This is a genomic window from Sporomusa acidovorans, from assembly GCF_900101845.1.
In the GTDB taxonomy this organism is placed as follows: domain Bacteria; phylum Bacillota; class Negativicutes; order Sporomusales; family Sporomusaceae; genus Sporomusa; species Sporomusa acidovorans.
Genome location: NZ_FNAM01000001.1, coordinates 28,919 through 50,337, shown reverse-complemented (window position 1 = coordinate 50,337; position 21,419 = coordinate 28,919). Strand labels below are relative to the sequence as shown.

28 protein-coding genes are annotated in these 21,419 nt (G+C 41.3%); 2 read left to right on the top strand and 26 right to left on the bottom strand.

What is annotated here, in order from left to right; all coding sequences use genetic code 11:
* Positions 1 to 8 precede the first annotated feature (8 nt).
* The 4 genes from BLR65_RS00325 to BLR65_RS00310 all read right to left on the bottom strand — a co-directional run bounded on the left by BLR65_RS00325 (position 9) and on the right by BLR65_RS00310 (position 3,706).
* Entirely contained in the window at positions 9 to 1,289 is a 1,281-nt protein-coding gene (locus tag BLR65_RS00325; protein ID WP_093791313.1) for an FAD-dependent oxidoreductase, read from the bottom strand.
* A 106-nt stretch (positions 1,290 to 1,395) separates the two neighbouring features.
* A complete protein-coding gene (locus tag BLR65_RS00320) occupies positions 1,396 to 1,935 on the bottom strand; it encodes a spore maturation protein (protein ID WP_211285138.1) in 540 nt (179 codons plus the stop codon).
* An 18-nt stretch (positions 1,936 to 1,953) separates the two neighbouring features.
* Complete coding sequence (locus BLR65_RS00315) at positions 1,954 to 2,535, bottom strand: nucleoside recognition domain-containing protein (protein WP_093791311.1); 582 nt, start codon at positions 2,533 to 2,535, stop codon at positions 1,954 to 1,956.
* 73 nt (positions 2,536 to 2,608) lie between these two features.
* On the bottom strand, positions 2,609 to 3,706 hold the full coding sequence (locus BLR65_RS00310) for a D-alanyl-D-alanine carboxypeptidase family protein (protein ID WP_245692244.1): 1,098 nt from the start codon (positions 3,704 to 3,706) through the stop codon (positions 2,609 to 2,611).
* A gap of 222 nt (positions 3,707 to 3,928) precedes the next feature.
* Between BLR65_RS00310 and BLR65_RS00305 the strand changes: the two genes are divergently transcribed.
* The gene (locus tag BLR65_RS00305) at positions 3,929 to 4,117 is read left to right on the top strand and encodes a ferritin family protein (RefSeq protein WP_093791307.1); all 189 of its coding nucleotides are present in this window, start codon (positions 3,929 to 3,931) and stop codon (positions 4,115 to 4,117) included.
* A 66-nt stretch (positions 4,118 to 4,183) separates the two neighbouring features.
* On the opposite strand, the gene ytfJ is transcribed toward BLR65_RS00305, so the two are convergent.
* The 6 genes from ytfJ to BLR65_RS00275 all read right to left on the bottom strand — a co-directional run bounded on the left by ytfJ (position 4,184) and on the right by BLR65_RS00275 (position 8,337).
* Positions 4,184 to 4,630, bottom strand: coding sequence for a GerW family sporulation protein (gene ytfJ / locus BLR65_RS00300; protein ID WP_093791305.1), 447 nt, complete (start codon positions 4,628 to 4,630; stop codon positions 4,184 to 4,186).
* Positions 4,623 to 5,234, bottom strand: a complete 612-nt coding sequence (locus BLR65_RS00295; protein ID WP_176772656.1) for a DUF2953 domain-containing protein — start codon at positions 5,232 to 5,234, stop codon at positions 4,623 to 4,625. The genes ytfJ and BLR65_RS00295 overlap by 8 nt, the downstream gene beginning before the upstream one ends.
* 165 nt (positions 5,235 to 5,399) lie before the next feature.
* Entirely contained in the window at positions 5,400 to 5,999 is a 600-nt protein-coding gene (gene scpB, locus BLR65_RS00290; protein ID WP_093791301.1) for an SMC-Scp complex subunit ScpB, read from the bottom strand.
* 7 nt (positions 6,000 to 6,006) lie between these two features.
* Complete coding sequence (locus tag BLR65_RS00285; protein WP_093791298.1) at positions 6,007 to 6,720, bottom strand: segregation and condensation protein A; 714 nt, start codon at positions 6,718 to 6,720, stop codon at positions 6,007 to 6,009.
* Between the two features lie 3 nt (positions 6,721 to 6,723).
* The gene (gene trpS / locus BLR65_RS00280; RefSeq protein WP_093791296.1) at positions 6,724 to 7,701 is read right to left on the bottom strand and encodes a tryptophan--tRNA ligase; all 978 of its coding nucleotides are present in this window, start codon (positions 7,699 to 7,701) and stop codon (positions 6,724 to 6,726) included.
* A gap of 15 nt (positions 7,702 to 7,716) precedes the next feature.
* Positions 7,717 to 8,337 (bottom strand): site-2 protease family protein, encoded by a 621-nt coding sequence (locus BLR65_RS00275; RefSeq protein ID WP_093791294.1) that lies wholly within the window; start codon positions 8,335 to 8,337, stop codon positions 7,717 to 7,719.
* Positions 8,338 to 8,512: 175 nt separating this feature from the next.
* Here BLR65_RS00275 and BLR65_RS00270 point away from each other — a divergent pair, with 175 nt between their 5' ends.
* Positions 8,513 to 9,265: a hypothetical protein gene (locus tag BLR65_RS00270; RefSeq protein WP_093791292.1), complete on the top strand. Its 753-nt coding sequence runs from the start codon at positions 8,513 to 8,515 to the stop codon at positions 9,263 to 9,265.
* A gap of 43 nt (positions 9,266 to 9,308) precedes the next feature.
* Here the strand turns inward: BLR65_RS00270 and BLR65_RS00265 are convergent, their stop codons facing one another.
* The 16 genes from BLR65_RS00265 to xerD form a co-directional block, all read right to left on the bottom strand.
* Positions 9,309 to 10,823, bottom strand: coding sequence for a spore germination protein (locus BLR65_RS00265; RefSeq protein WP_093791290.1), 1,515 nt, complete (start codon positions 10,821 to 10,823; stop codon positions 9,309 to 9,311).
* On the bottom strand, positions 10,813 to 11,421 hold the full coding sequence (spoVAEA, locus tag BLR65_RS00260; protein WP_093791988.1) for a stage V sporulation protein SpoVABEA: 609 nt from the start codon (positions 11,419 to 11,421) through the stop codon (positions 10,813 to 10,815). The genes BLR65_RS00265 and spoVAEA overlap by 11 nt, the downstream gene beginning before the upstream one ends.
* Positions 11,422 to 11,431: 10 nt before the next feature.
* The gene (locus tag BLR65_RS00255; RefSeq protein ID WP_093791288.1) at positions 11,432 to 11,998 is read right to left on the bottom strand and encodes a hypothetical protein; all 567 of its coding nucleotides are present in this window, start codon (positions 11,996 to 11,998) and stop codon (positions 11,432 to 11,434) included.
* A gap of 63 nt (positions 11,999 to 12,061) precedes the next feature.
* Positions 12,062 to 12,373: a hypothetical protein gene (locus tag BLR65_RS00250; RefSeq protein WP_218130609.1), complete on the bottom strand. Its 312-nt coding sequence runs from the start codon at positions 12,371 to 12,373 to the stop codon at positions 12,062 to 12,064.
* Positions 12,374 to 12,454: 81 nt separating this feature from the next.
* Positions 12,455 to 12,793, bottom strand: a complete 339-nt coding sequence (spoVAE, locus tag BLR65_RS00245) for a stage V sporulation protein AE (protein ID WP_093791986.1) — start codon at positions 12,791 to 12,793, stop codon at positions 12,455 to 12,457.
* Between the two features lie 30 nt (positions 12,794 to 12,823).
* Positions 12,824 to 13,831, bottom strand: coding sequence for a stage V sporulation protein AD (gene spoVAD / locus BLR65_RS00240; protein ID WP_093791284.1), 1,008 nt, complete (start codon positions 13,829 to 13,831; stop codon positions 12,824 to 12,826).
* A gap of 15 nt (positions 13,832 to 13,846) precedes the next feature.
* Positions 13,847 to 14,302, bottom strand: a complete 456-nt coding sequence (spoVAC, locus tag BLR65_RS00235; protein WP_169716863.1) for a stage V sporulation protein AC — start codon at positions 14,300 to 14,302, stop codon at positions 13,847 to 13,849.
* A gap of 189 nt (positions 14,303 to 14,491) precedes the next feature.
* Entirely contained in the window at positions 14,492 to 14,692 is a 201-nt protein-coding gene (locus BLR65_RS00230) for a dodecin family protein (RefSeq protein ID WP_093791281.1), read from the bottom strand.
* Positions 14,693 to 14,696: 4 nt separating this feature from the next.
* Entirely contained in the window at positions 14,697 to 14,912 is a 216-nt protein-coding gene (locus BLR65_RS00225) for a hypothetical protein (protein ID WP_093791279.1), read from the bottom strand.
* A gap of 71 nt (positions 14,913 to 14,983) precedes the next feature.
* The gene (locus BLR65_RS00220; RefSeq protein WP_093791277.1) at positions 14,984 to 15,730 is read right to left on the bottom strand and encodes a SigF/SigG family RNA polymerase sporulation sigma factor; all 747 of its coding nucleotides are present in this window, start codon (positions 15,728 to 15,730) and stop codon (positions 14,984 to 14,986) included.
* 8 nt (positions 15,731 to 15,738) lie between these two features.
* Entirely contained in the window at positions 15,739 to 16,185 is a 447-nt protein-coding gene (spoIIAB, locus tag BLR65_RS00215; RefSeq protein ID WP_093791275.1) for an anti-sigma F factor, read from the bottom strand.
* A gap of 12 nt (positions 16,186 to 16,197) precedes the next feature.
* On the bottom strand, positions 16,198 to 16,539 hold the full coding sequence (locus BLR65_RS00210) for an STAS domain-containing protein (protein WP_245692239.1): 342 nt from the start codon (positions 16,537 to 16,539) through the stop codon (positions 16,198 to 16,200).
* Between the two features lie 112 nt (positions 16,540 to 16,651).
* Positions 16,652 to 17,818, bottom strand: a complete 1,167-nt coding sequence (locus BLR65_RS00205; RefSeq protein ID WP_093791271.1) for a D-alanyl-D-alanine carboxypeptidase family protein — start codon at positions 17,816 to 17,818, stop codon at positions 16,652 to 16,654.
* A gap of 94 nt (positions 17,819 to 17,912) precedes the next feature.
* Entirely contained in the window at positions 17,913 to 19,235 is a 1,323-nt protein-coding gene (locus BLR65_RS00200; RefSeq protein WP_093791269.1) for a pyrimidine-nucleoside phosphorylase, read from the bottom strand.
* Between the two features lie 7 nt (positions 19,236 to 19,242).
* On the bottom strand, positions 19,243 to 20,430 hold the full coding sequence (locus tag BLR65_RS00195; RefSeq protein ID WP_093791267.1) for a phosphopentomutase: 1,188 nt from the start codon (positions 20,428 to 20,430) through the stop codon (positions 19,243 to 19,245).
* A 52-nt stretch (positions 20,431 to 20,482) separates the two neighbouring features.
* Positions 20,483 to 21,370, bottom strand: a complete 888-nt coding sequence (gene xerD, locus BLR65_RS00190) for a site-specific tyrosine recombinase XerD (protein WP_093791265.1) — start codon at positions 21,368 to 21,370, stop codon at positions 20,483 to 20,485.
* Positions 21,371 to 21,419: the final 49 nt, after the last annotated feature.

Here is a 21,419-nt window from a genome sequence, read left to right as displayed (position 1 = left end):
CTCCCATTCTATACTAAACAAACATTATATACGTCCGTAAGCCCCGCTTTAGCAACACGTTCATTTATTTCCTCCCGCCTTGCCGAATAAAGGCCTGTTTTTTTCATATGCGCAAAATATGCCGCACCTGAGAAGGTATATCTTTGCTTAATGCCATCTTCCGTTTCCATCTGTTGATGAATGAATCTAATAAAATCACCGGATGCCAGTTCATTCGGCAATTCAAGATATTGCATATCCAAGCAGTACCGTACAGCATTATGGCCAGCAAGTAGTCCTGTCACAACAGCTTCCGTATGACCGACTAATATACCGGATTTTTCTCCTGCACAAAACAAGTTATCAATACCCTCCACTTTGAGCGAATTATCACATGGTGCTATACCCAAATACCGTATAGAATTGCCAATACCACCGGAATACGGGTCCTCATATCTGGCACGTTCAAGCCCTGGTATCGTTCTAAGTGCATCAAGCGGAAAGAACGGCGTCATAAGTTTGGCATGGCCGGTATCAATCAAAACGATGTTTTCAGCATAATCAGCAATTGCATATTGTGTGCAGGCTTTCTTGCCTAACATGCCAGTCTTTTTTAGGTTTTCAGGCAGCGGTATAACTACCATGCCTTCTTTTTCCAGCTTGTCTTTAAGTTCAGGACTTAGGGAATCTTTATTGATTTTGCATGATCCACTCATGGCGCCATATGTTCCATCCGCTTTTTTACCCATAACTTCCTTAACTTCCGCCTTGGCAGTAACGCTTACCCGCGGGCCAAAAGTAGGGCACCGTAAAATACACATAGCACATCCATTACCATATTTCAAGCAATTTCCCATCGGTCCTGAAGTGCCAGTAGTGTCGACAAAAGCGTCCCCTTCAATAACTTCCTCGTTATCATCCGATAAATACTGAATTTTTTTGCCATATTTAACAACAGTGGAAACCCTTACTCTGGTTTTAATATCTATGCCATAGTTTTGAAGAATTTTTTTGACCAGTGGTTCCATCGTCGTTACGTCGTAGAAGGAAGCGTGACTGTGTCCGGGAAAATTTATTCCCCGGTGCCTGGCATTAGCATCCATGGCTACAAATAAATCCCCGCCGCCCATGGCAATTGCTTCCTCAGCCGCAGTAAACCTGCCATTATTACGAAATATACCGCCTACCAAGCCGGTTCCCAGCAATAAGTCGGTGCGCTCAAGCAAAACCACTTGTGCACCGGCCTTGGATGCTGCTAGTGCTGCGGCACAGCCGGCCCAACCACCGCCGACAACTACCACTTTAATCATGGAATTCCCTCCATTCCCTGCTTTAAAATCACACTACAGTGTATTCATTGCTTATTCAAGTGCTACAAATGGAGGCATAGAAAAAACTGGTAACAATAGTTACCAGTTATGTACTAAACAAATATTTGCAAATATAAACAGAGGCCAGAAAGCTTGCTATATCACCTGAAAAACCTACTAACGGAGCATACCGGGGATTACTGATCGACACCGCGCCAAAATATACGGTTAACACATAAAAGGTTGTATCCGTACTGGCTAAAACCGTTGAAGCAATCTGTCCGATTAATGAATCAGGACCATAGGTGTTAAGAAGTTCTGTTGCCAGCCCCAATGAACCACTTCCTGATAATGGCCGCATAACTGCCAGCGGTACCAATTCAGGTGGCACACCTAATATATTTAGTAACGGAGCCATCCAAACTACACATACATCCATAGCGCCTGACGTCCGAAAGATACTGATAGCCACTAACATGGCAACAAGGCAGGGAAGAATACGAATTGCAGTATGAAACCCCTCGCTAGCTCCTTCAATAAAAGCTTCATAGACCTTAACTTTTCGACAATACCCTATTAGGGGAATTACCAGCAAGACAATAGGTATTGCCCATACTGATAGCTGCTCACACAATTCTACCAGCACTAGGATATCCCCTCCCGTTTATCGTCTAGATAGCAATTGGCAAATCCGGTCAACACATAATACAAAAATAGTGGCAAACAAACTGACGATTATGGTTGCGCCAACAATTGCTGTGGGATTGGTGGAACCTGCTGCCGACCGTATGGCAATAATTGTTGCCGGAACTAAGGTAAAACCAGTTGTACATAAGGCTAATAAAGTACACATTGCCGGCGTAGCCGTATCCTTTTTCGGGTTAAGTGTTTGTAGTTGTTGCATGGCTTTAATTCCCAGAGGCGTTACTGCATTACCTAATCCTAGCAGGTTTGCGCTGATTGTCATAATAATTGCACCCATAGCCGGATGATTTTTAGGCACACGGGGAAACAGTAACCCAACAATCGGATTCAACAGATAAGAAATTGCCTTGATAAGCCCGGATAATTCGGCAATTTTCATAATACCCAGCCATAAGCACATAACGCCGATTAAGTTGAGCGATAGCTCTACCGCATCTTTGGCCGCATTGATAGCGCTGGCTGTAACAAGTTCAATTTTTCCGTTCATACCGGCATAAATAATCCCGCTTGCCATAAGAATCATCCAAATTACATTGATCATGATCTTCTCACCCATTATGATGCTATGACAGATTATCGTATGCTAGAACGAAAAGGACGCCAATTGGCGTCCTTTAAGCAAAATTATGAATTACAAAGGATACAATTCCTAAGACGGAGCCCCAAAGCATTCCAAAAAATGATTTTCGCTCTACCTGCTGATCGGCAAGTAAATCAGCATTGGCGACCTCAACATTGTTATAAAGTACTTTGACTGTGCCGATTTTCTGCCCCGCAGCGACCGGCGCATTCATCTTATTGGGAGCATCAATAACAGTGGAAAATTGATCATGTTCATTGTCAGCCATTGGTAAAACAATATCCTGGTCCGCCACTAATTTCACATTGCCGGTTTTTCCCTCGCTAATTTTAACAGTTTTTAAAATATCGCCTTTGTGAACAACGGGAACTGGTTTAAGTTGCGCAAAGCCATAATTCAAAAGTTTAATTGAATCGTCCCACATCCGTTCGCTGTCTAATACTACGGCAACAAGCTGAACCCCGTTGCGGTTGGCCGCTGAAACCAAACAACGCCCGGCAGCATCCGTATAACCGGTTTTAACACCGTTTGCCCCATCATATAACCACAACATTCTGTTTTCGTTGTATAGATCTCGATCGTGTTCTTTGCCTGGCCAGGGAATAATTTTGTGCTGAGTAGAAACAATTTGAGTAAACAGCGGATTTTTATAGCCATATGCTGCAATTTTAGCTAAATCATGAGCCGTTGTATAATGCCTTTCATCAGGCAATCCGCTGGTATTAACAAAATTGCTGTTTACTGCGCCAATTGAATGGGCTTTCTCAGTCATTAGTTTGGCAAAAACGTCGACTGAGCCCGAAATATGTTCGGCTACCGCCACTGTCGCATCATTACCGGAAACAAGCATTATCCCATATAACATATCAAGTAATGTAAGCTGCTCTCCCGGTAAAAGCCATAGTGAGGACCCTTCGGTAGTCGCGGCGTTCTGGCTGGCGGTAACCACATCATCAAGTTTGCCGTATTCCAGTGCAGTAATCAACGTAATAATCTTGGTGGTACTGGCCGGATAACGCCGTTCTTCGGCATTTCTGCTGTAAAGTACCTTTCCTGTTGATGCTTCCATAACAATAGCCGCTTTAGCTGTAAGATCCGGTATAGAGTCTTGTGCAGCTACGGTTTTTGGCAAAAAAAACAGACATATAAATAACAGTAATCCAAGATTAATTAGTTGTCGCATGGATCCAGTCCTTTCATTTAGGTTAAACCAAGAATTATTATATAATTAATTTCGCTAAAGGTCAAAGTGTACTCATTCCAGGCTTGTCTAATTTTGGTATGTAATAATATCCTGGCATTAAGTAAAGAGGTAACGGAAATAATAGTAACAAATTTAAGGAGGTGAATCAATATGGAAATGCTTGACGTTAAAACAGCTTTACGCACCACGCTTACCCAAAAGCAAGAACTTGTGCGTGATTATCAATCTTTCGCTGATCGTATAAACAACGAAGAAGTCGCTAAAATGTTTAAACATTTCGCCGAAGCAGAGGCATTACATTCCACTCAAATTAAGGACAAACTTGATCAGTTAGCTTAGTTTATTAATTTGTTGATTTATATGTAAAAACCCACACAATTATGTGTGGGTTTTAAAAGTTCAGTATCATAGAGTAGAGTGTTGATGAATCGGTTGAGTTTCAGCTGTTTGCGCAAGTTCTTCAAGATCAGTATCCTCATCATTGCTCTTTCCCAGCATATTCTCAATTTTATTCATTACCTGCGGGACCATATCGATAAGACGGTCATAAAATAAATTGCTTTCCACAGACATAAATCTTACACCACTGGAGGGCGAACAAACTAAAAAGCCTACAGGCTTAACACTAATGCCGGCACCGCTGGCACCGCCGAAAGGATGTTCTTTCTCTGTATTTTCTGCTTCATAGTCACCGCCACCTGCCGCAAATCCAAATGCTACCCGCGATATAGGAACAATTACTGTGCCATCGGGGGTTTCCACCGCGTCACCAACAATGGTATTAACATCTACCATGCCTTTGATGCTTTCCATAGCTGTTTTCATCAAACCCTGTATTGGATGCTCAGCCACTGCGAGTCACCTCCCCATGCAATGAATTTAGTAGTACCGACATAGTTGCAGTTATAACATTGCCAAATCTTATTCGCAATATACACCTGAATTCAATTTCTGCTTGGCTGCATCCAAAAACCGGCTGTAATAAAATTACAGGCTTAGCATCAAATATCAACCGCTTCTGTGCGGATGACAACAGCGTATTAACAAATGATCCCAATACACCCATCATAATCCCGGTAAAGGCGGCATCCTCAAATCCATATATTGTAGAAAGCTCAAACTTTTCACAACGGATGCCTTGAGCTAGTTTGCTTATGTAATGGTTATATCCGCGTATAAACTGTTTAACCGATCTAACCAATTGCACAAATTCTTCTGGATTATGAAATAATATTTGGATGGATTTTTTCAAAAAGCGTTGCTCCCGCCCGACTTGTGTTTTGGTATCTCCTTGGGGTGTCTTAATATTGGATGCAATCCAGGGTATCTCGTTATGCTGGATAACCGCTATTGTCGGAATCCTTATAGTATAAAGAAAATTTTTTTGCAGGGCGAACACAGAAACGGCTATATAGTCATCATCTTTACGACGGCAAAAGTGAAATTCAATAAACAAACTGATTTTAAAAAGCAGTAACAGCAAAATGACTGCTGCGATCAGCATGAATAGCCAATTATTCATCAGCGTTTCCTCTTGATTTGCTATCAATATTCTACATATTAAATCTTTTGCATTACTGCAACATACTATGCATTTGAATTTTTGTAGAGCTGATAGATATTACTTGCCAGTTGGAAGTTGTTCTTGAATATCCAAAATTAGCTGTTCGTCCGTCGGCGCATCGTCCTCGCCTTCAATGGCATCAGACGTCAGTATGTTGGTAATATCAGGCAATTGTTCCAGGTTTTTCAATCCAAAACACTGTAAAAATTCATTAGTGGTACCATACAATATAGGACGTCCTATCGCATCTTTACGTCCTACTTCTTTGATAAGCAAACGATCAAGTAAGGTGGTAACTACTCTGTCGGACTTAACACCGCGAATACCTTCAATTTCTTGTCGTGTTACCGGCTGCTTAAATGCCACAATCGCCAGAGTTTCCAAAGCGGCTGCAGATAATTTACTGTCTTGTACCTCGGCTAATTTTCCAATAATAGGAAATAGTTCAGGTTTTGTACATAGCTGATACCCACCGGCCACTTCAACTATTGTTAATCCACGCTCTTCGTCAGACATCGTATTTGTCATTTCCTGCAGTAACGTATAAACCTGTTCAACTTGAATATTAAGTAGTCCGGCAATTTTATCTGCGGCAAGCGGTTGCCCGCTTGCAAATAATAAAGCCTCAATTGCCCCGCGCAAATGCCTGCTAAACATACATTCGTCACTCCTTTAACTTGAGGCAAATAGGTTCAAATTGCCGTTTCTGATAAACTTCTATCTGTTTTAATCTAACTAACTCCAATACGGCCAGAAAAGCAGCGATAAATTCTGAGCGAGAACCTGTCCTAATTATAGTTTTGCTCAACTCCATACTCCCGTCATTATTTCGCAACAGGGTAATAATATCCTGCATTTTGTCTTTAACACTAATTTGCTCAGGTGCAATAATGGCAAAACTCGGGATAGTACTTTCCCAAAGCGTAACATAAGCTTTCAAAAGATCATCCAGGCAAAGTCCCTCAGGCAATGGAAATTGTTTGGCAAATTCTTGAGGAAAACGGGTAATAAATTGTCCGCGTTCACTGCCTAATTTTTCAAATAAACCTGCAACTTGCTTAAATTTGCGATATTCAATCAATCGTTCAACTAGTTCCTGACGCGGATCAATGTCTTCTTCGACTGCGTCCACACGAACCGGCCGCGGCAGCAGCATGCGTGATTTTATTTGCAGCAAAGTTGCCGCCATAACTAAAAATTCGCTGGCTACCTCAATATTGAAGTGTTCCATGGCCTTAAGATAAGCCAAGTATTGTTCCGTGATTTCTGCAATGGGAATATTGTAAATATCAATCTGATTTTTTTCAATCAGATGCATTAATAGAGCCAACGGCCCTTCAAAGGCTTCTAACTTAATATTATAGCTAACTGTAGCCATAGATTAGCCCAGGTTCATAACTGACCGCACTTCTTCCATGGTTGTTGCTGCTATTTTTCTCGCCCTTTCAGCACCATAAGCAAGCAATTCTTTTATTTTTTCTGGATTTTTCGCCATCTCCCTGCGACGCCCATGAACATCAGCTAAAGTCATAATCATTTTTTCTGCTAAACGCTTTTTGCACTCTACACAGCCAATACTGGCATTGCGGCAATGTCCGGTAATTTCATTGTGTTCGGGAGAAAAAATCTTATGAAAAGTATACACTGTACAAATGTCCGGATTACCGGGATCCGTCTTTTTTACACGCTGGGGATCGGTAACCATGAGCCTTACCCGTGCACTTATTTCATCAGGTTCTGCTGCATAAGGGATTTCGTTCCCATAAGACTTACTCATTTTCCGCCCGTCAATTCCCGGGAGTAAAGGGCTTAAGATGGGTTGAGGTTCCGGAAAGACCGGCTTGTACAAATTGGCGAAGCGGCGAATTATTTCTCGGGATAGCTCAAGATGCGGGAGTTGGTCTTCGGCTACCGGAACAACATTGGCCTTGTATAATATAATATCGGCAGTCATTAGCTCCGGATAACCAAGAAAACCGTATGTGTTGATCTCTTTGCCCATTTCACCCAACTGCTGAAGTTTGTCTTTATAAGTCGGTACGCGTTCTAACCATGACAAGGGAGTCATCATTGATAACAATAAATGTAATTCCGCATGCTCTTTGACATGGGATTGAACAAAAATAATATTTTTTTCCGGATCCAAGCCTGCGCTCAACCAGTCTAGTGCCATTGTTTCAATTCGCTCGGGAAGCTTACTGGTATCTTCATAAGAAGAGGTAAGTGAGTGCCAATCAACAATCGAAAAGATACAGTCATATTCCTCTTGCAGCTTAATCCAGTTAGTTAATACCTGATAGTTTCCCATATGGAATCTTCCTGACGGCTGCATGCCGCTAAATATACGTTTTTTTGCCAAGTATATCTCCTCCTGTTACAAAATTGTCATAACTATTGTATTAATCACATAGGCTAGGCCTCTTTCCAATGGATACGTAATCATACCAATAACCCCAATATAAACAAGTGCCATTAATATAAACGGGCCAAACTGTTCCATTTGCTCAAATATGCGTCCCTGTTGCCCGGGAAGTATGCTGGAAAGTATTTTGGAACCATCTAGCGGCGGTATTGGCACCAAATTAAAAATAGCCAAAAGAATATTATAGCTATAGGTCAACTGCAAAACCTTAATCCATTCTCCTCCTAAAAGCTGCATCTTAGCCAAAATCACAATAAGAAAAGCTGTTAAAAGGGCTAGCAACATATTTGACAGCGGTCCTGCCAGGGCTACAAATAACATTCCCTGGCGATAATTTTTAAAATAGCTGGGATTGATAGGTACTGGTTTTGCCCAGCCAAATTTGAATAGCCACAACATGAGAAGGCCTAACGGATCTAAGTGAGCAATTGGATTAAGCGTTAAGCGCCCCATAAATCTTGGTGTAGGATCACCTAAAGCGACAGCAGCTTTAGCGTGAGCATATTCGTGTACAGTAAGTGCAATTAAAAGAGCCGGAATCCGAAAAATCATATCGGCGTCAAAACCAAACAAATGATAGCCTCCTTAGTACTTTCATTGATATACTACTAAATTATACTAAAAAAGTAGTAAAAAGCAAAACGAAATAGCTGATTATTTGTATACTAAAATCAATAAAATTGTCCAGAATAAACATAAGCAGCATAATAAACAGTGTTTTGTCAAACTTAAGGGAGGTATTTTCTACATGCGAAGAGCGATTCCGGTAAAATTAATCACGGCTTTTTTGATTCTAACCTGTTTTTTATCCGGCTGTTCATTCTTGTCTGGGTTAGCGAAACCAGCCCCCAAACCAGAAACAGGCCCTGCAGGCAAACCGGTGGAATCCAAACCGAATCCACCCTTTATGGAAAGATTTTTTTCAGCTCCTGCCGAACTGTATGATCTAGAAGCAACCGCCGGTGTTGTTTTTGAGGGGATTAATAAAGAAGATTGGTCGCAAGCGCAGGCTGGACTTATTAATCTTCAATCTTTATGGCAACAAGTTAAAACGGCAGTCGGCGATAAAAAAGGTGTTAAAGAAGGCGATGAAGGAATACAAAAACTTACTGCTGCTGTCAACAACAAAAAAATAACAGATTCGTATGAAAATCTAAATAAGTTTATGGGTAGTGTAAGCGATATCGGTAAATCCTATAAACTTTCTCCCATTGCTGATATTATTGCGGTTGATAACGGGATTCGCAATGTAAGTTTTTTTGTTGAGGACAAAGACTGGGTAAAAGCTGCCGCCAAGGTAAAAGAACTGCAGGGTACCTGGGAGAAAGTTAAGCCAAGTATGGAGCAGGTTGGCATTTTAGGAGAAGTTACGAAGACTCATTCCACAGTCAATCAAATGAAAGATGCCGTTAATGCGGAAAACAAAGGAGCGTTCCAAGAGCAGCTAGCTAGCATTAATGAAAGCATGGGACGCATCCGTGATTTTTTCAGGGGCAAATAAAGTTACCTATTAAAACGCCGCCCGTGTATCGGGCGGCATTTCCTTATTTCTCTTTATTTTTTTTGTTTTTAGTATCGTTTTCTTGCACACCGCCACTTTCAAGCCGGTCCTGATCTTGAGGCTTGAGTACGGCAGGCCGCAAAATTTTATTAGGAATAGGCAGACGAAATAAGACATCTTTCATTGCACTGAAATTAAAGGGCAACGCTGGCCATAAATAAGGAATATTAAACGATTTTGTTGTAAGCATCAATAAAAATACTCCTGCTAAACCACCTGCCAAACCCGGCAGTTTAAAAAACATGACAAGGACAATAATAATGGCCCGGAAGAGCCGGATTGCCATCGCAAATTCCATGCTGGGTGTGGCAAAAGCACCCACAGCAGCTACCGCAGTGTAAAATATAGTTTCATTACCAAACAACCCTACTTTAGTAGCTATATCGCCCAGCATAAAGGCCCCAATAAAACCAAGAGCAGTGGATTGTGCTGTGGGAACGTGTACGGTAGCCATTCTAACTAATTCAACTCCAAATTCGGCCAAAAGGAATTGGATACCGATAGGTATAATTCCCGGATCCCTCGGGCCAAGAAAAGCCAACGATTCAGGCAATAAATGACGGTTTAATACCATTGCCAGCCAGAGCGGCGGTAAAATTAATGACAATAATACACCTGCCAGCCTAATTAATCGCAAATAGGAACCGATAATTACATTCTGGTGAAATTCTTCAACATGTTGGACATGATGCCACAAGGTAGTTGGCAGAATCATAATGTTAGGTGAAGTATCGACAATTATGCAGACATGCCCCTCTAGCAGGTGTACTGCCGCTACATCCGGGCGTTCTGTATAGCGTACTCGCGGTAAAGGATTCCATTTGCTTCCCTTGACAATATACTCTTCGATTGCCTTTTCTGCCATAGGTACACCGTCAATATTAATGTTATTAAGCCTATCTTTAACAGTGGCAATCAATTGCGTATTCGTAATATCTTTAATATAACAAATTGCAATATCGCATTGCGAACGTGTACCAACCTTTATTATTTCAAACCTAAGGTTAGGATCGCGTAATCGTCTGCGGATTAATGCCGTATTAAATACAATTGTTTCAACAAAAGAATCGCGTGATCCTCTTGTAACCTTTTCAATATTAGATTCGGCAGGAGTACGGATAGGATAAGAACGAGCATCGATAACCATTACTTGATCTGAACCTTCCACAAAGAAAAGCATTTCACCTGACAAAAGGCTGGTTATCGCATCATTCATATTTTCTACTAATTTGACTTGCGAGTGGGTTGCGCGTGAATAAAAAAGCTTTTCCATAGTATTTATGGATAACTCTTCCTGGTTATAGGCAGTCAATTCTTCCAACACATTGGCTAAAACAACGTCATTGGTCATACCGTTGATGGAAAATGAAGCCGCGCGTTTCCGGCCTACTTTATATTCACGAAATATGATATCAAAACTTTCGCCAACTCCAAGCTTATCTTTAATATAATTTATATTAGTATCAAGTTCTTTGGCAATTGTTTTTTCATTTGCCATAAGTCACACCACTCCGTTTCAATATCTCTTCTATTGCCCTTTTGGTAATGGGTGCCCCACGACTTAAGTCATCATGTTTATCCATTTTCCCGATATCACCTACACCGATAATAACAGGTATGTTAACATCATTGAGAACATCAACCGTATCACCGGTTATTACCGGCTTACAGTCGCAATTGTTGTTGTTCTTAATTTCCCCTTTTTTATCAACAGACATGTCTATGACATGCCCTTGACAATCAATACATGCATCTGCGTGAACTCCTGTGATACCTGTAGTATTAGACGCCACGGCTATAGCCCCAAGTACTTCAATGTCAGGGTGATTGGCGACATATTCAAGTGCCCGCTCGCCTGCCGCTTTTTCGCAACGTCCTTTATCGTCAAACATAACCAGTACTGGATCATAAGGCACAGTTTTTAATAATTCAACAATTTTTTTCCCGCTAATAGGGGTTGGATTGCCTGCGGAAGCCGAAATACACCTTAACCTTAATGAAGAAGCAATAGTTTCAACTGCTTGCTGAGCTACCTTATCACCATCGGTAACAAGAATAACGCGAATTTTTTTGTCAGATGCGGTATCATTGCCCAACTTATCCACCTCACTGCTGCTGGTTATTTTCTTCTCCTAACAAATTACTTATTTTGTTGGCAATTTTTTCACTCTCGCTGATTACCTGTTTCAGCTTTTGCAGGCTCGCTTCTAACTCATTAGAAAGCTCATATTGTGCTTGCGCCAATACTTGTGCAGCCGTTTGCACAGTAATAGAGTTATTTTGATTATTCCCCTGCTCTGCCGCTTGATTTTGTTGCTGGCTCTGGTTTTGCGCCAAATTCTGTTGCTCCATATTCCCATTGTTTGGCAGCGTGTTTTGCTGTTTTTCTTGTGTGAGTAAAGAGCTAAACAAGTTTCTTAATTCTTGCGATACATCGGCGTCTGATTGTGGAGCGTTTAGTCCTTCCTTTTGTTGCGATTGGTAAATTGGGGGCTGAATTTCTTGTCGTGACTGATTATCTGAATTACCTGTAACGAGAGAATTTTGCAGATTTTCCAGTTTTTGATTTATTTTTTGTAATAAGTCTACAACTCCCTGCGAATTAGTCGATTGTGGTTGTAATTGATTAGGCTTAATATAACTGGCAATTTTACTTGAAACTCGTTTTGGCATATTAAATCACCCCATAATTTATAAGCAAATCGACTTCTTAGTGATTTCTTCTTTCTATTCGTATTAAAGAAGTTGGCATAAACCTAGTAGGAATGAGACTACCGCAAATCTTAAATTTATTACAGCTAAAGGATGTTTTAAAACCGCAAATGGGTTGACTATATTAGCTGTGCTCACAAATTCTACCCCACCCGCCATTTTACTAAGTAAAAAATTAGTTATAGGTCCACTAAAAGTAAAAAGGATCGTCTTTAATCCGCCTAAGTTTGTAACTTCGGCTGAACTAAAAACTCCTGCCGTAATAAATTTTTCAACATTGCCTGTAAATAAAACAGCGGTAATAATTTGCCCCAGAACATTGACCATGGCAGCCATAAAAGCATAATGGGGGTATCGTATACTAACTAAACATATCGATATCAGTAAGCCGACAATATCTATTGCTAACATTTTTACCTACCCTTTTGGATTAAATACTATCGCGATTACAAGGCCAAAAAATACCGCAGCTGTAACTCCTGTTGCAGTAGCTTTAAAGCCTCCACTAAAAATCCCCCAGAATCCTACTTTATTTATTTCCTCGATAGTGCCGGAGACTAAAGAATGTCCAAAACCGGGGAGGGGAACAGTTGCCCCGGCACCACCAATATCAATAAGTGGCTGGTACCACCCTAAGCCACTTAAAACACCACCTAAAACAACAAAAAGCACCAACACGTGAGCAGGTGTAAGCGGGGTTAAATCCATGAGTAGTTGTCCAAGTACGCAAATTAACCCACCGATAACAAAAGCCATTAGATATGCCTGCAACCCAAAACTCCTCCTTTACCCTTCCACTGCTACAGCATGCGCAATGCAGGGAATGGATTCTTTTTGTTGATAAGATGTCGTACTATGCAAACTACCCGTACCTACCAGCAAAATCTTACGAAGTTTTTGCTGCATAAGCAGTTGGTAAATATAGCCTGTGAAGACTATACCTGAGCTGGCGCAACCGCTGGCACCGGCGTGAGCGTCCTGGTCTTCCCGGAATATCATACAACCACAATCTTCATAATTTGTAGACAAATCAATATTCTTTTCTTTGAATAATTCAATAACCAAAGCTTTACCGACGCTTCCTAAATCGCCGGTATAAATCATGTCATAATAATTAGGCTGCCGACCCGTATCTTCAAAATGATGCCATAACGTATCGGCAGCAGCCGGTGCCATCGCTGCCCCCATAGCGTTAGGATCCTGCATTCCTATATCTACTATTTTTCCCACTGTTGCCGCAGTAATTCGTGGACCGTTTCCGGCAGAAGAGATGACTACGGCACCCGAGCCAGTCACCGTCCATTGCGATACCATCGGCCGCTGGACGCCCTGCTCGGTAGGAAAACGATACTGCCGTTCCGCAGTATCATGGTGACTGGAAACAGCGGTAACGATTTTACTGGCAAATCCCCCATCAATAAGTGTAGAGCCGATTAACATGCCTTCTGCCAGTGTTGAGCATGCGCCATACAGGCCTAAAAAAGGACGACCAATTCCCCTGACCGCAAAATGCGTACTCATTAGCTGGTTAAGTAAGTCGCCTGCCAAAACATAATCAATATCATTTGTCGCACTATTTTCTCTAGTTATTGCTGTTTTTATCGCCCATTCCATCATGCTGGACTCACATTTTTCCCAACTGGAATTATTATCAAGGTTATCTTCAAGAATCCGGTCATAGAACTCAGTTAGAAGCCCATCTCCTTCCATTGGCCCCACAATATTGGCCGTACTGGTTATGACTGGCGGCGACGCAAAAAGAATACTTTGCTGTCCGCATTTTTTTTTATTCATAGTATCCCCCTCTCTTTATAAACGTAACCAATAAATAAAACCAATAAGTACAGCTGTTGAAATACCATATACCAGGACCGGACCGGCTATAGTAAACATTTTAGCCCCTATCCCGAAAACATATCCTTCGCGCTTAAACTCCATAGCCGGAGCGACAACGGAGTTGGCAAAGCCAGTAATTGGTACTATTGATCCAGCTCCTGCCTTGCGTCCCAGCTCGTCGTAGACACCCAAGCCGGTAAAAAATTCACTTAAAAAGATCAGTGCTAGGGAAGTAGGGCCACCAGCCTCGTTCTTACTTAATCCCAGACTTACAAAATAATTAAGAAAAAATTGTCCTAAAACACAAATTAATCCCCCCACAATAAAAGCCCATATAATATTTTTCAGTATGGGAGTTTTGGGTTTCAATTGATCAAATTTTTCCTGATATTTCTGTTGTTCAGCATCACTGGCTTGACTGTTAAACAATGCGCCACCTCCAATTGCTTATAAAATATTTAAGAAAAGTTTGTACTGGAGTTTGCTGCTTTTATTGTAGCCATTGAGAAACAGATTCATTCATTGATATGATTTAGTTTCAAGGTAAGCCGCATAGTACAAGTGATATAACAAGAAAAGACACCACATAAGGTGTCTTTCTTTTATGTTCAAGGAATTTTAGTGGTGAACCTGGAAAGCAATCTTTACATCAGCTTTGTATTCGGCAATATGCCCATTGCCTACATTGGCCGTAAAATTAGTAACCTCAACGCCCAGAATGTCGTCAACAGTTTTAGAAGCTTCTAAAATAGCATTATCCACCGCATCTGTCCAATTATGTCGGGAAGTTCCTACCAGTTCAATTACTTTTACAACCATGTTATTACCCCCCTGAAATGATGTGATCGTTGACAATGATAGTGTGTGCATTATTCTGATTGTTATGCCAAAGAAAAACTTGTTTTGCTCTAAGCGGTGCTTTTTTGGGGATATCAGAACCAAAATACAGCCAGGCAGCCGTACTGCCGGCTACCATCATGAATAGTATGATCAGGTAAATAATGCCTTTTACTTTAACATTACCAATACTTCGATCCATTACTATCACCTCTGGTTTTATTATGTCCAAAATAACTGCTGATAATAAAATAAAACCAGACCTCATCACATTTATGAGGTCTGGAGCAATTCTCTAATTATTTTCAACGCTTGCTTTTCTATTCTTGATACCTGCACTTGCGATAGGCCGATTAATGCGGCAATCTCAGCCTGGGTCTTATCGGCAAAAAAACGTAAATAAATAACAGTTCGTTCCTTCACAGGCAAGCGGGCTATTACTTCCCGCAAAGCTAACTTGTCAAAATAATTATTATCCTGTCCGTCTGCCAGCATAAGCTGGTCTAATAGATGAATCGTATCACCACTGTCGCTCTGAAATGTTTGTTCGTACAAAGAGAGCTGCGGTTGAACGGCTTCCAGGGCAGATACAATTTCCTGGGGAGCAAGTGAAAGTTCTCTGGCGATTTCAGTTATTGTTGGCTCCCTGCCTAATGCTCCTTGTAATCTTTCCTGTGTTTTGTGAACCCGATAAGCGAGTTCTTTTAAAGGACGGCTGACTTTAACCGGATTATCATCACGAATAAATCTGCGAATCTCGCCAATAATCATAGGTACGGCATAAGTAGAGAATTTGACACTAAATTCAAGATTAAAACGTTCAATGGCTTTTAAGAGACCAATACAACCGATCTGAAATAAATCATCCCATTCATAGCCACGGTTGGAAAAACGATGAACAATGCTTCTCACCAAATTCAGGTTAGCTTCCAGAATACGTTCTTTGGCTTCCTCACTGCTGGATAAGTCAGGAGACTGTGCCTTGCTTAACAAACTTTTAAATTCTTCTTCTGTGAGCATATTGGCACCTAGTGCTCTGTGCTTGGTACAAGCAATTTAACCATCTTCACTGTTGTACCCTGCCCCAGTTTTGAAATAATCTCCAGTTCATCCATGAAAGAATCCATAAAAACAAACCCTAGCCCCATACGTTCCGGGTCGCTAGAAAATGAAGGCTGGCGGGCCTCTTCAATATTGGCAATTCCTTTCCCAAAATCAATAATGAAAAATTCCAGTTTGTCACGATATAAGTTCATAACTAATTCAATAAAATTTTGTTTATGATTATTGCCGCCATAGCCATGAATAACGGCGTTCGATACCGCTTCTGAAACAGCTACCTTAATCTCATCAATGTCTGTAATTGTCAAATCTACCTGAGCCGAAAAAGCGGCTGCTGCCGCCCTGGCGAAACTCACATTTTCGTTGATACTTAGAAGTGATAACTTTACTTGATTTTTTATGTGCGTCCCCATTGTCTACCCTCCCTATAATAGTTCTAGTGCCTGCTCTTCAGACTGATATACTGTCAACACTTTCAATAATCCAGCTAATTCGAATATCCGCTTGCTATGTGGTTCAAGGTTCACAACAAACAGCTTACCTCCGTTTTGCGCAATACGCTTATACCGACCAAGGATAGCGCCCACTCCTGAACTATCAATGAAACCAACAGCTTGCATATCCAGTAAAATATGTTTAGCCCCTGTCATATCCAGTGCCTCGTCAACGTAAGTACGAAATTCGTTAGCTCCACAAACATCCAATTCACCATCAATTTTTACAATTAGGACTCCTTGCTTCATATATGTATCGACTTTCAACAACACAACCCCCTAGTTACTTATTTTATATTGCTAATTCGGTAAAAGGAAATATTTTCCTGCCAAATATTTTAAAAAAAACTGCGGAATTTTTCCGCAGTTAAAAAATTTTACCCTTCTATGAGTTGGAAATGCTAAACATATTAGTGATCATATTTTGAAAAATTCGCAGTAAACTTGCCTTCGGAACAGTCTTTTCGGCAAGCAAATCAACTTTACCTATTTCTTTGCCGTCTTTGAGAACAATAAGTTCTCCACATTTTTGTCCTTCATCAATTGGTGCATTAACACTCGAATCTGCTATTATTTTTTTTTGCAAGTTTTTATTTTGACCTTTGCCGATAATAAGATTTAAATCTTGAGAAGCAAGTAATTGGACTTCTGCTTCAACACCTTTGTTCACTTTAATTCGTTCCACCACGGTTCCTTGATTTACAATGGGTACTGCGACAAAATTGGCAAATCCCCAATCAAGTAATTTCATGCTTTCTCTCAGGTGAGAACGTGGTTCAGGAGTGGCAAATACGGACGATATCAGGCGAAGTCCATCTCGCTTGGCTGTGCCGACAAAACAATACTTTGCTTCTTCAGTCCAACCTGTTTTCAGCCCATCGCCACCTTTATACCACCATAGTAACTTATTTGTGTTAACAAGCCAGTTCTTCCCATTGCGCAACCAAGTTTCTTTGATGCCGCACATATCCATGTACAATGGATGGGTAACAGCTTCTTTGGCAATTAGCGCAGTATCGTATGCACTCATATAATGATTGGGTGCCGGTAAGCCATTGACATTGCTAAAATGTGTATCCGCAAGTCCAAGAGTCTCAGCCCGTTTATTCATAGCTTCCACAGCCGCGATTTCACTGCCGTAAATATGTTCCATAAGCGCTACGGCTGCGTCGTTGGCACTAACGACCGCTATGGCCGTCAACATCTCCTTGACTGTCATTTTTTCTCCCGGTTCAAGCCATATTTGCGATCCACCCTGGCGCCAGGCATTCTCACTGGCGTATACATCGTCGGCAATGTTGATGCGCCCTTGTTCAATAGCTTCCACCGCTAATAGCAAAGTCATAATTTTAGTTACACTGGCGGGCGGCAATCGTTTATGAGCATCTTTTTCATAAAGTAGGGTGCCATTTTCATCCATAAGCACAGCTGATACAGCGCTTGTTTCCAGTTGCGTACCGGATTGTATTTTGGGCGGTGTCGCCTGGGCACCAAAAACTGTAGTAACTGAAAAAATAAACAACAATAATGTAACCAGCGCACATTTCCGCATCAATCAAAACACTCCTTTCTTTTAAATCTATGTTTCCCAGATTAAAACAGCTTAAACAGGAAATTCGAACAAAAAAATTGACTGGCAAAGCCAGTCAACGATGAAATCCATATTTGTCAACTATTCCCAATATTAGCGGTGGAGAAGGAACAGGTTTGTCAGCAAACAAGATAGCCTGCCGGATTAGAAAATCCACTTCTGTAATTTTTGATTTATCATTAGTATAAATAACCGCCAAAGCTTGACCCTTTTGAACAGCTTGGCCAACTCTGCATTGCATAACAATACCTGCTGATAAATCAATGGTTTGTCCTTTATATTCCCGGCCTGCACCCAACCGCATGGCCGCATAGCCAATCTGTGCGGCTTTAATTGCCGCAACGTAACCTGACCGTCCACTATAAACTTCTTGAATAAACTGAGCTTGCGGCAATTTAGTGGTATCTTGTAAAATTGAGGAATCTCCACCTTGCGCTTCAATAAATTCACCGAATTTAGCCAAAGCTTGCCTGGTATCAAGTAAAGCAGTAAATTGTCGACGTCCATCTTCATAGTTTTGTGCTTTACCACCTAATGTAAGCATGTATGATCCTATTGTCAGACAAACCTCTTTAAGCAAAGGTTCTCCTCTTCCTTGCAAGATTTCAATAGCTTCCTTAATTTCCAGGCTATTGCCAATAGCCATTCCCAAAGGTTGTTCCATACTCGTTAGTATCGCTACAGTCTCTCTGTCAACAAGCTGACCAATTCGCACCATGGTTTCAGCCAACTTAATCGCATCTTCCCGACTTTTCATAAAAGCCCCATTACCGACTTTAACATCTAATATAATCTTATCTGCACCGGAAGCAATCTTCTTACTCATTATCGAAGATGCAATAAGCGGTATGCTTTCCACCGTAGCCGTAACATCCCTGAGCGAATAAAGCTTGCCATCCGCCGGGGCGACAGATGCAGTTTGGCCGGTTATTGCCATATTGTGTCTTTGTAAATTAGCAATAAATTCATTACATTCCAAGGCAACTTTAAAACCCGGAATAGCTTCTAATTTATCAATTGTACCACCAGTAAACCCCAAGCCACGTCCGGACATTTTGGCTACAGGAACACCGGCCGCAGCTACAGTGGGCGCTAATACCAGCGTCGTAGTGTCTCCCACCCCGCCGGTACTATGCTTATCTACTTTTACCCCAGGCACTTGGCTTAAGTCAACCATATCGCCAGATGCAGCCATAGCCATAGTCAATGCTGCTGTTTCTGTATCCGACATGCCCCGAAAAAAAACTGCCATCAGCCAAGCTGCCATCTGGTAGTCGGGAATCGCGTCACTCGTATAGGATTTGATTAACCAATCTATTTCAGATTGTGAAAGCTCTATACCGTCACGTTTTTTTGCAATAATATCAACAATATGCAATATCGCTTCACCTCATCAGGTCTATTAGAAAACTCTGTCCAAAGGCAAGAGGCTGTAAACCAAAATTAGCAGCTATGGTAGCTCCCATGTCGGCAAAAGTTGATCTTACTCCCAGATTTACGGTTTTTTCGATTTCTATTAATCGGTGATGATAAGCTATAATCGGTACATATTCTCGCGTATGGTCCGTTCCTGCTGTAGTAGGGTCACACCCATGATCGGCGGTTATTAGCAACAAGTCGTCATCGGTAAGCTCAGTTTTTAAAACAGCCAAAGACAGATCAAACTCTTCCAATGCCTGAGCGTAACCTGCCGCATCATTTCGATGTCCGTAGGCACTATCGAATTCAACAAGATTGACCATAACTAAACCACGATTCCATTCTTTTTGTGCCAATTCTGTTACGATTTCCATACCATGCTTGTTCGATTGAGTCGGATATGACTGGGTTAGCCCCCGATGAGCATAAATATCGGCGATTTTGCCAACGCCACATACCATGAATCCAGCCTGTTTTAAATTATCAAGCACGGTCGGTGCTGGTGGTTGTAAGCTATAGTCGTGACGATTGGCAGTGCGAACAAAACTTCCCGGTTTACCGACAAAAGGCCTGGCAATTATCCGTCCAACCGCATGCTCGCCAATACAAACTTTGTTTCTAACAATCTGACATATTTCATATAAACGCTCCAGCGGGATTACTTCTTCATGAGCGGCAATTTGAAAAACACTGTCGGCGGAAGTATATACGATTGGCTTGCCTGTCCGTAAATGTTCTTCACCTATTTCAGCAATAATTTCAGTACCGGATGCTGGTTTATTGCCTAAGGCACCCATTCCTGTATAGGTGGTGAACGCTGCAATGACTTCAGCTGGAAAACCGTTAGGATATACGGGAAAAGTAGAAAATAATGGACAACCGGCTAACTCCCAGTGACCACTCGTGGTATCTTTTCCTTTCGAGATTTCAGCCATTTTCCCGAATGCAGCAATAGGGCGGGGAACTTGCGGAACACCAGCAATAGGCTCAATTAATCCTAAACCCATACTAGCCAGTACCGGCAGTTTAAGCCCGCCCTTATATTCAGCAATATGTACCAACGTATTTGCCATGGCATCACCATACTGTACGGCGTCAGGCATAGCTCCAATGCCAACACTATCAAGTACAATCACAAATATACGTTTAAACAAATTTCAAAACCCCTCTAAAAATGTAGGTTGCTATTCTCTCATTTCTATTCTATTATGCGCGAGGATGTGTTTTGTCATAAACCTCTTTTAAATGGTTTTTGGTTACATGGGTATAAATTTGTGTTGTTGAGATATCAGCATGCCCAAGCATTTCCTGAACCGACCGCAGGTCTGCACCATTTTCCAATAAATGTGTAGCAAAAGAGTGTCTTAATGTATGCGGAGTAATTTCCTTAGTGATATTAGCCTCCATTGCATACTTTTTAATAATTTTCCAAAATCCCTGACGGGTAAGCCGATTGCCATGATGGTTCACGAACAATGAAGGTTCCTCATAAGTACGTACAAGCTTAGAGCGTCCTTTATTGATGTATTCCTGCACACATTTAGCAGCAATTGAACCTAATGGTACAATCCGTTCTTTAGCGCCTTTACCGTAGCATTTAATATACCCCATATCAAGATTTACATCGGAAATATTGAGGTTGATTAGCTCTGAGACTCTGATCCCGGTAGCATATAATAGCTCCAGCATAGCTTTATCTCTAAGACCGGTAGGCTGAAGCGAATTAGGTTGTTTTAGCAACTCTTCCACCTCGGCAATAGTAAGAATCTTAGGCAGTTTCTTTTCAAGTTTGGGTGACTCCAAATTAACAGCGGGATCTTTGTCGATATGACGTTCCCTGACAAGATACTGATAAAAGGACTTTATCGCCGCCAGATTACGTGATATCGTAGAGACAGCTCGCCCCTTCATTTGAAGATTATTTAGATAGCTTAGGATGGTTTCACGGTTCGAGTTTCGAATAAAATCTAATTGACTATTTTGCAAAAACGTGTGAAATTGTCTTAAATCCCGCCCATAAGACTCGAGAGTATTTTGAGCTAATCCCCGCTCGACTGCAAGATAGTTAATAAATTCATTAACATACGATTCCATTTTTATTTACCACCCTTTTTTCTTCCCAGATTTCCGGCCAACACATTTA

Coding starts and splice junctions, on each gene's coding strand:
- BLR65_RS00270 (WP_093791292.1), top strand. CDS start 8,513: ATGCGAAGAGCGATTCCGGTAAAATTAATCACGGCTTTTTTGATTCTA.
- xerD (WP_093791265.1), bottom strand. CDS start 21,370: ATGGAATCGTATGTTAATGAATTTATTAACTATCTTGCAGTCGAGCGG.
- spoVAD (WP_093791284.1), bottom strand. CDS start 13,831: ATGAATAAAAAAAAATGCGGACAGCAAAGTATTCTTTTTGCGTCGCCG.
- BLR65_RS00205 (WP_093791271.1), bottom strand. CDS start 17,818: ATGCGGAAATGTGCGCTGGTTACATTATTGTTGTTTATTTTTTCAGTT.
- BLR65_RS00325 (WP_093791313.1), bottom strand. CDS start 1,289: ATGATTAAAGTGGTAGTTGTCGGCGGTGGTTGGGCCGGCTGTGCCGCA.
- BLR65_RS00250 (WP_218130609.1), bottom strand. CDS start 12,373: ATGGCTGCCATGGTCAATGTTCTGGGGCAAATTATTACCGCTGTTTTA.
- BLR65_RS00220 (WP_093791277.1), bottom strand. CDS start 15,730: ATGCTCACAGAAGAAGAATTTAAAAGTTTGTTAAGCAAGGCACAGTCT.
- BLR65_RS00305 (WP_093791307.1), top strand. CDS start 3,929: ATGGAAATGCTTGACGTTAAAACAGCTTTACGCACCACGCTTACCCAA.
- spoVAE (WP_093791986.1), bottom strand. CDS start 12,793: ATGGCTTTTGTTATCGGTGGGTTAATTTGCGTACTTGGACAACTACTC.
- BLR65_RS00265 (WP_093791290.1), bottom strand. CDS start 10,823: ATGGCAAATGAAAAAACAATTGCCAAAGAACTTGATACTAATATAAAT.
- BLR65_RS00285 (WP_093791298.1), bottom strand. CDS start 6,720: ATGGCTACAGTTAGCTATAATATTAAGTTAGAAGCCTTTGAAGGGCCG.
- spoIIAB (WP_093791275.1), bottom strand. CDS start 16,185: ATGGGGACGCACATAAAAAATCAAGTAAAGTTATCACTTCTAAGTATC.
- BLR65_RS00225 (WP_093791279.1), bottom strand. CDS start 14,912: ATGGATCGAAGTATTGGTAATGTTAAAGTAAAAGGCATTATTTACCTG.
- scpB (WP_093791301.1), bottom strand. CDS start 5,999: ATGTTTAGCAGGCATTTGCGCGGGGCAATTGAGGCTTTATTATTTGCA.
- BLR65_RS00315 (WP_093791311.1), bottom strand. CDS start 2,535: ATGATCAATGTAATTTGGATGATTCTTATGGCAAGCGGGATTATTTAT.
- BLR65_RS00230 (WP_093791281.1), bottom strand. CDS start 14,692: ATGGTTGTAAAAGTAATTGAACTGGTAGGAACTTCCCGACATAATTGG.
- BLR65_RS00255 (WP_093791288.1), bottom strand. CDS start 11,998: ATGCCAAAACGAGTTTCAAGTAAAATTGCCAGTTATATTAAGCCTAAT.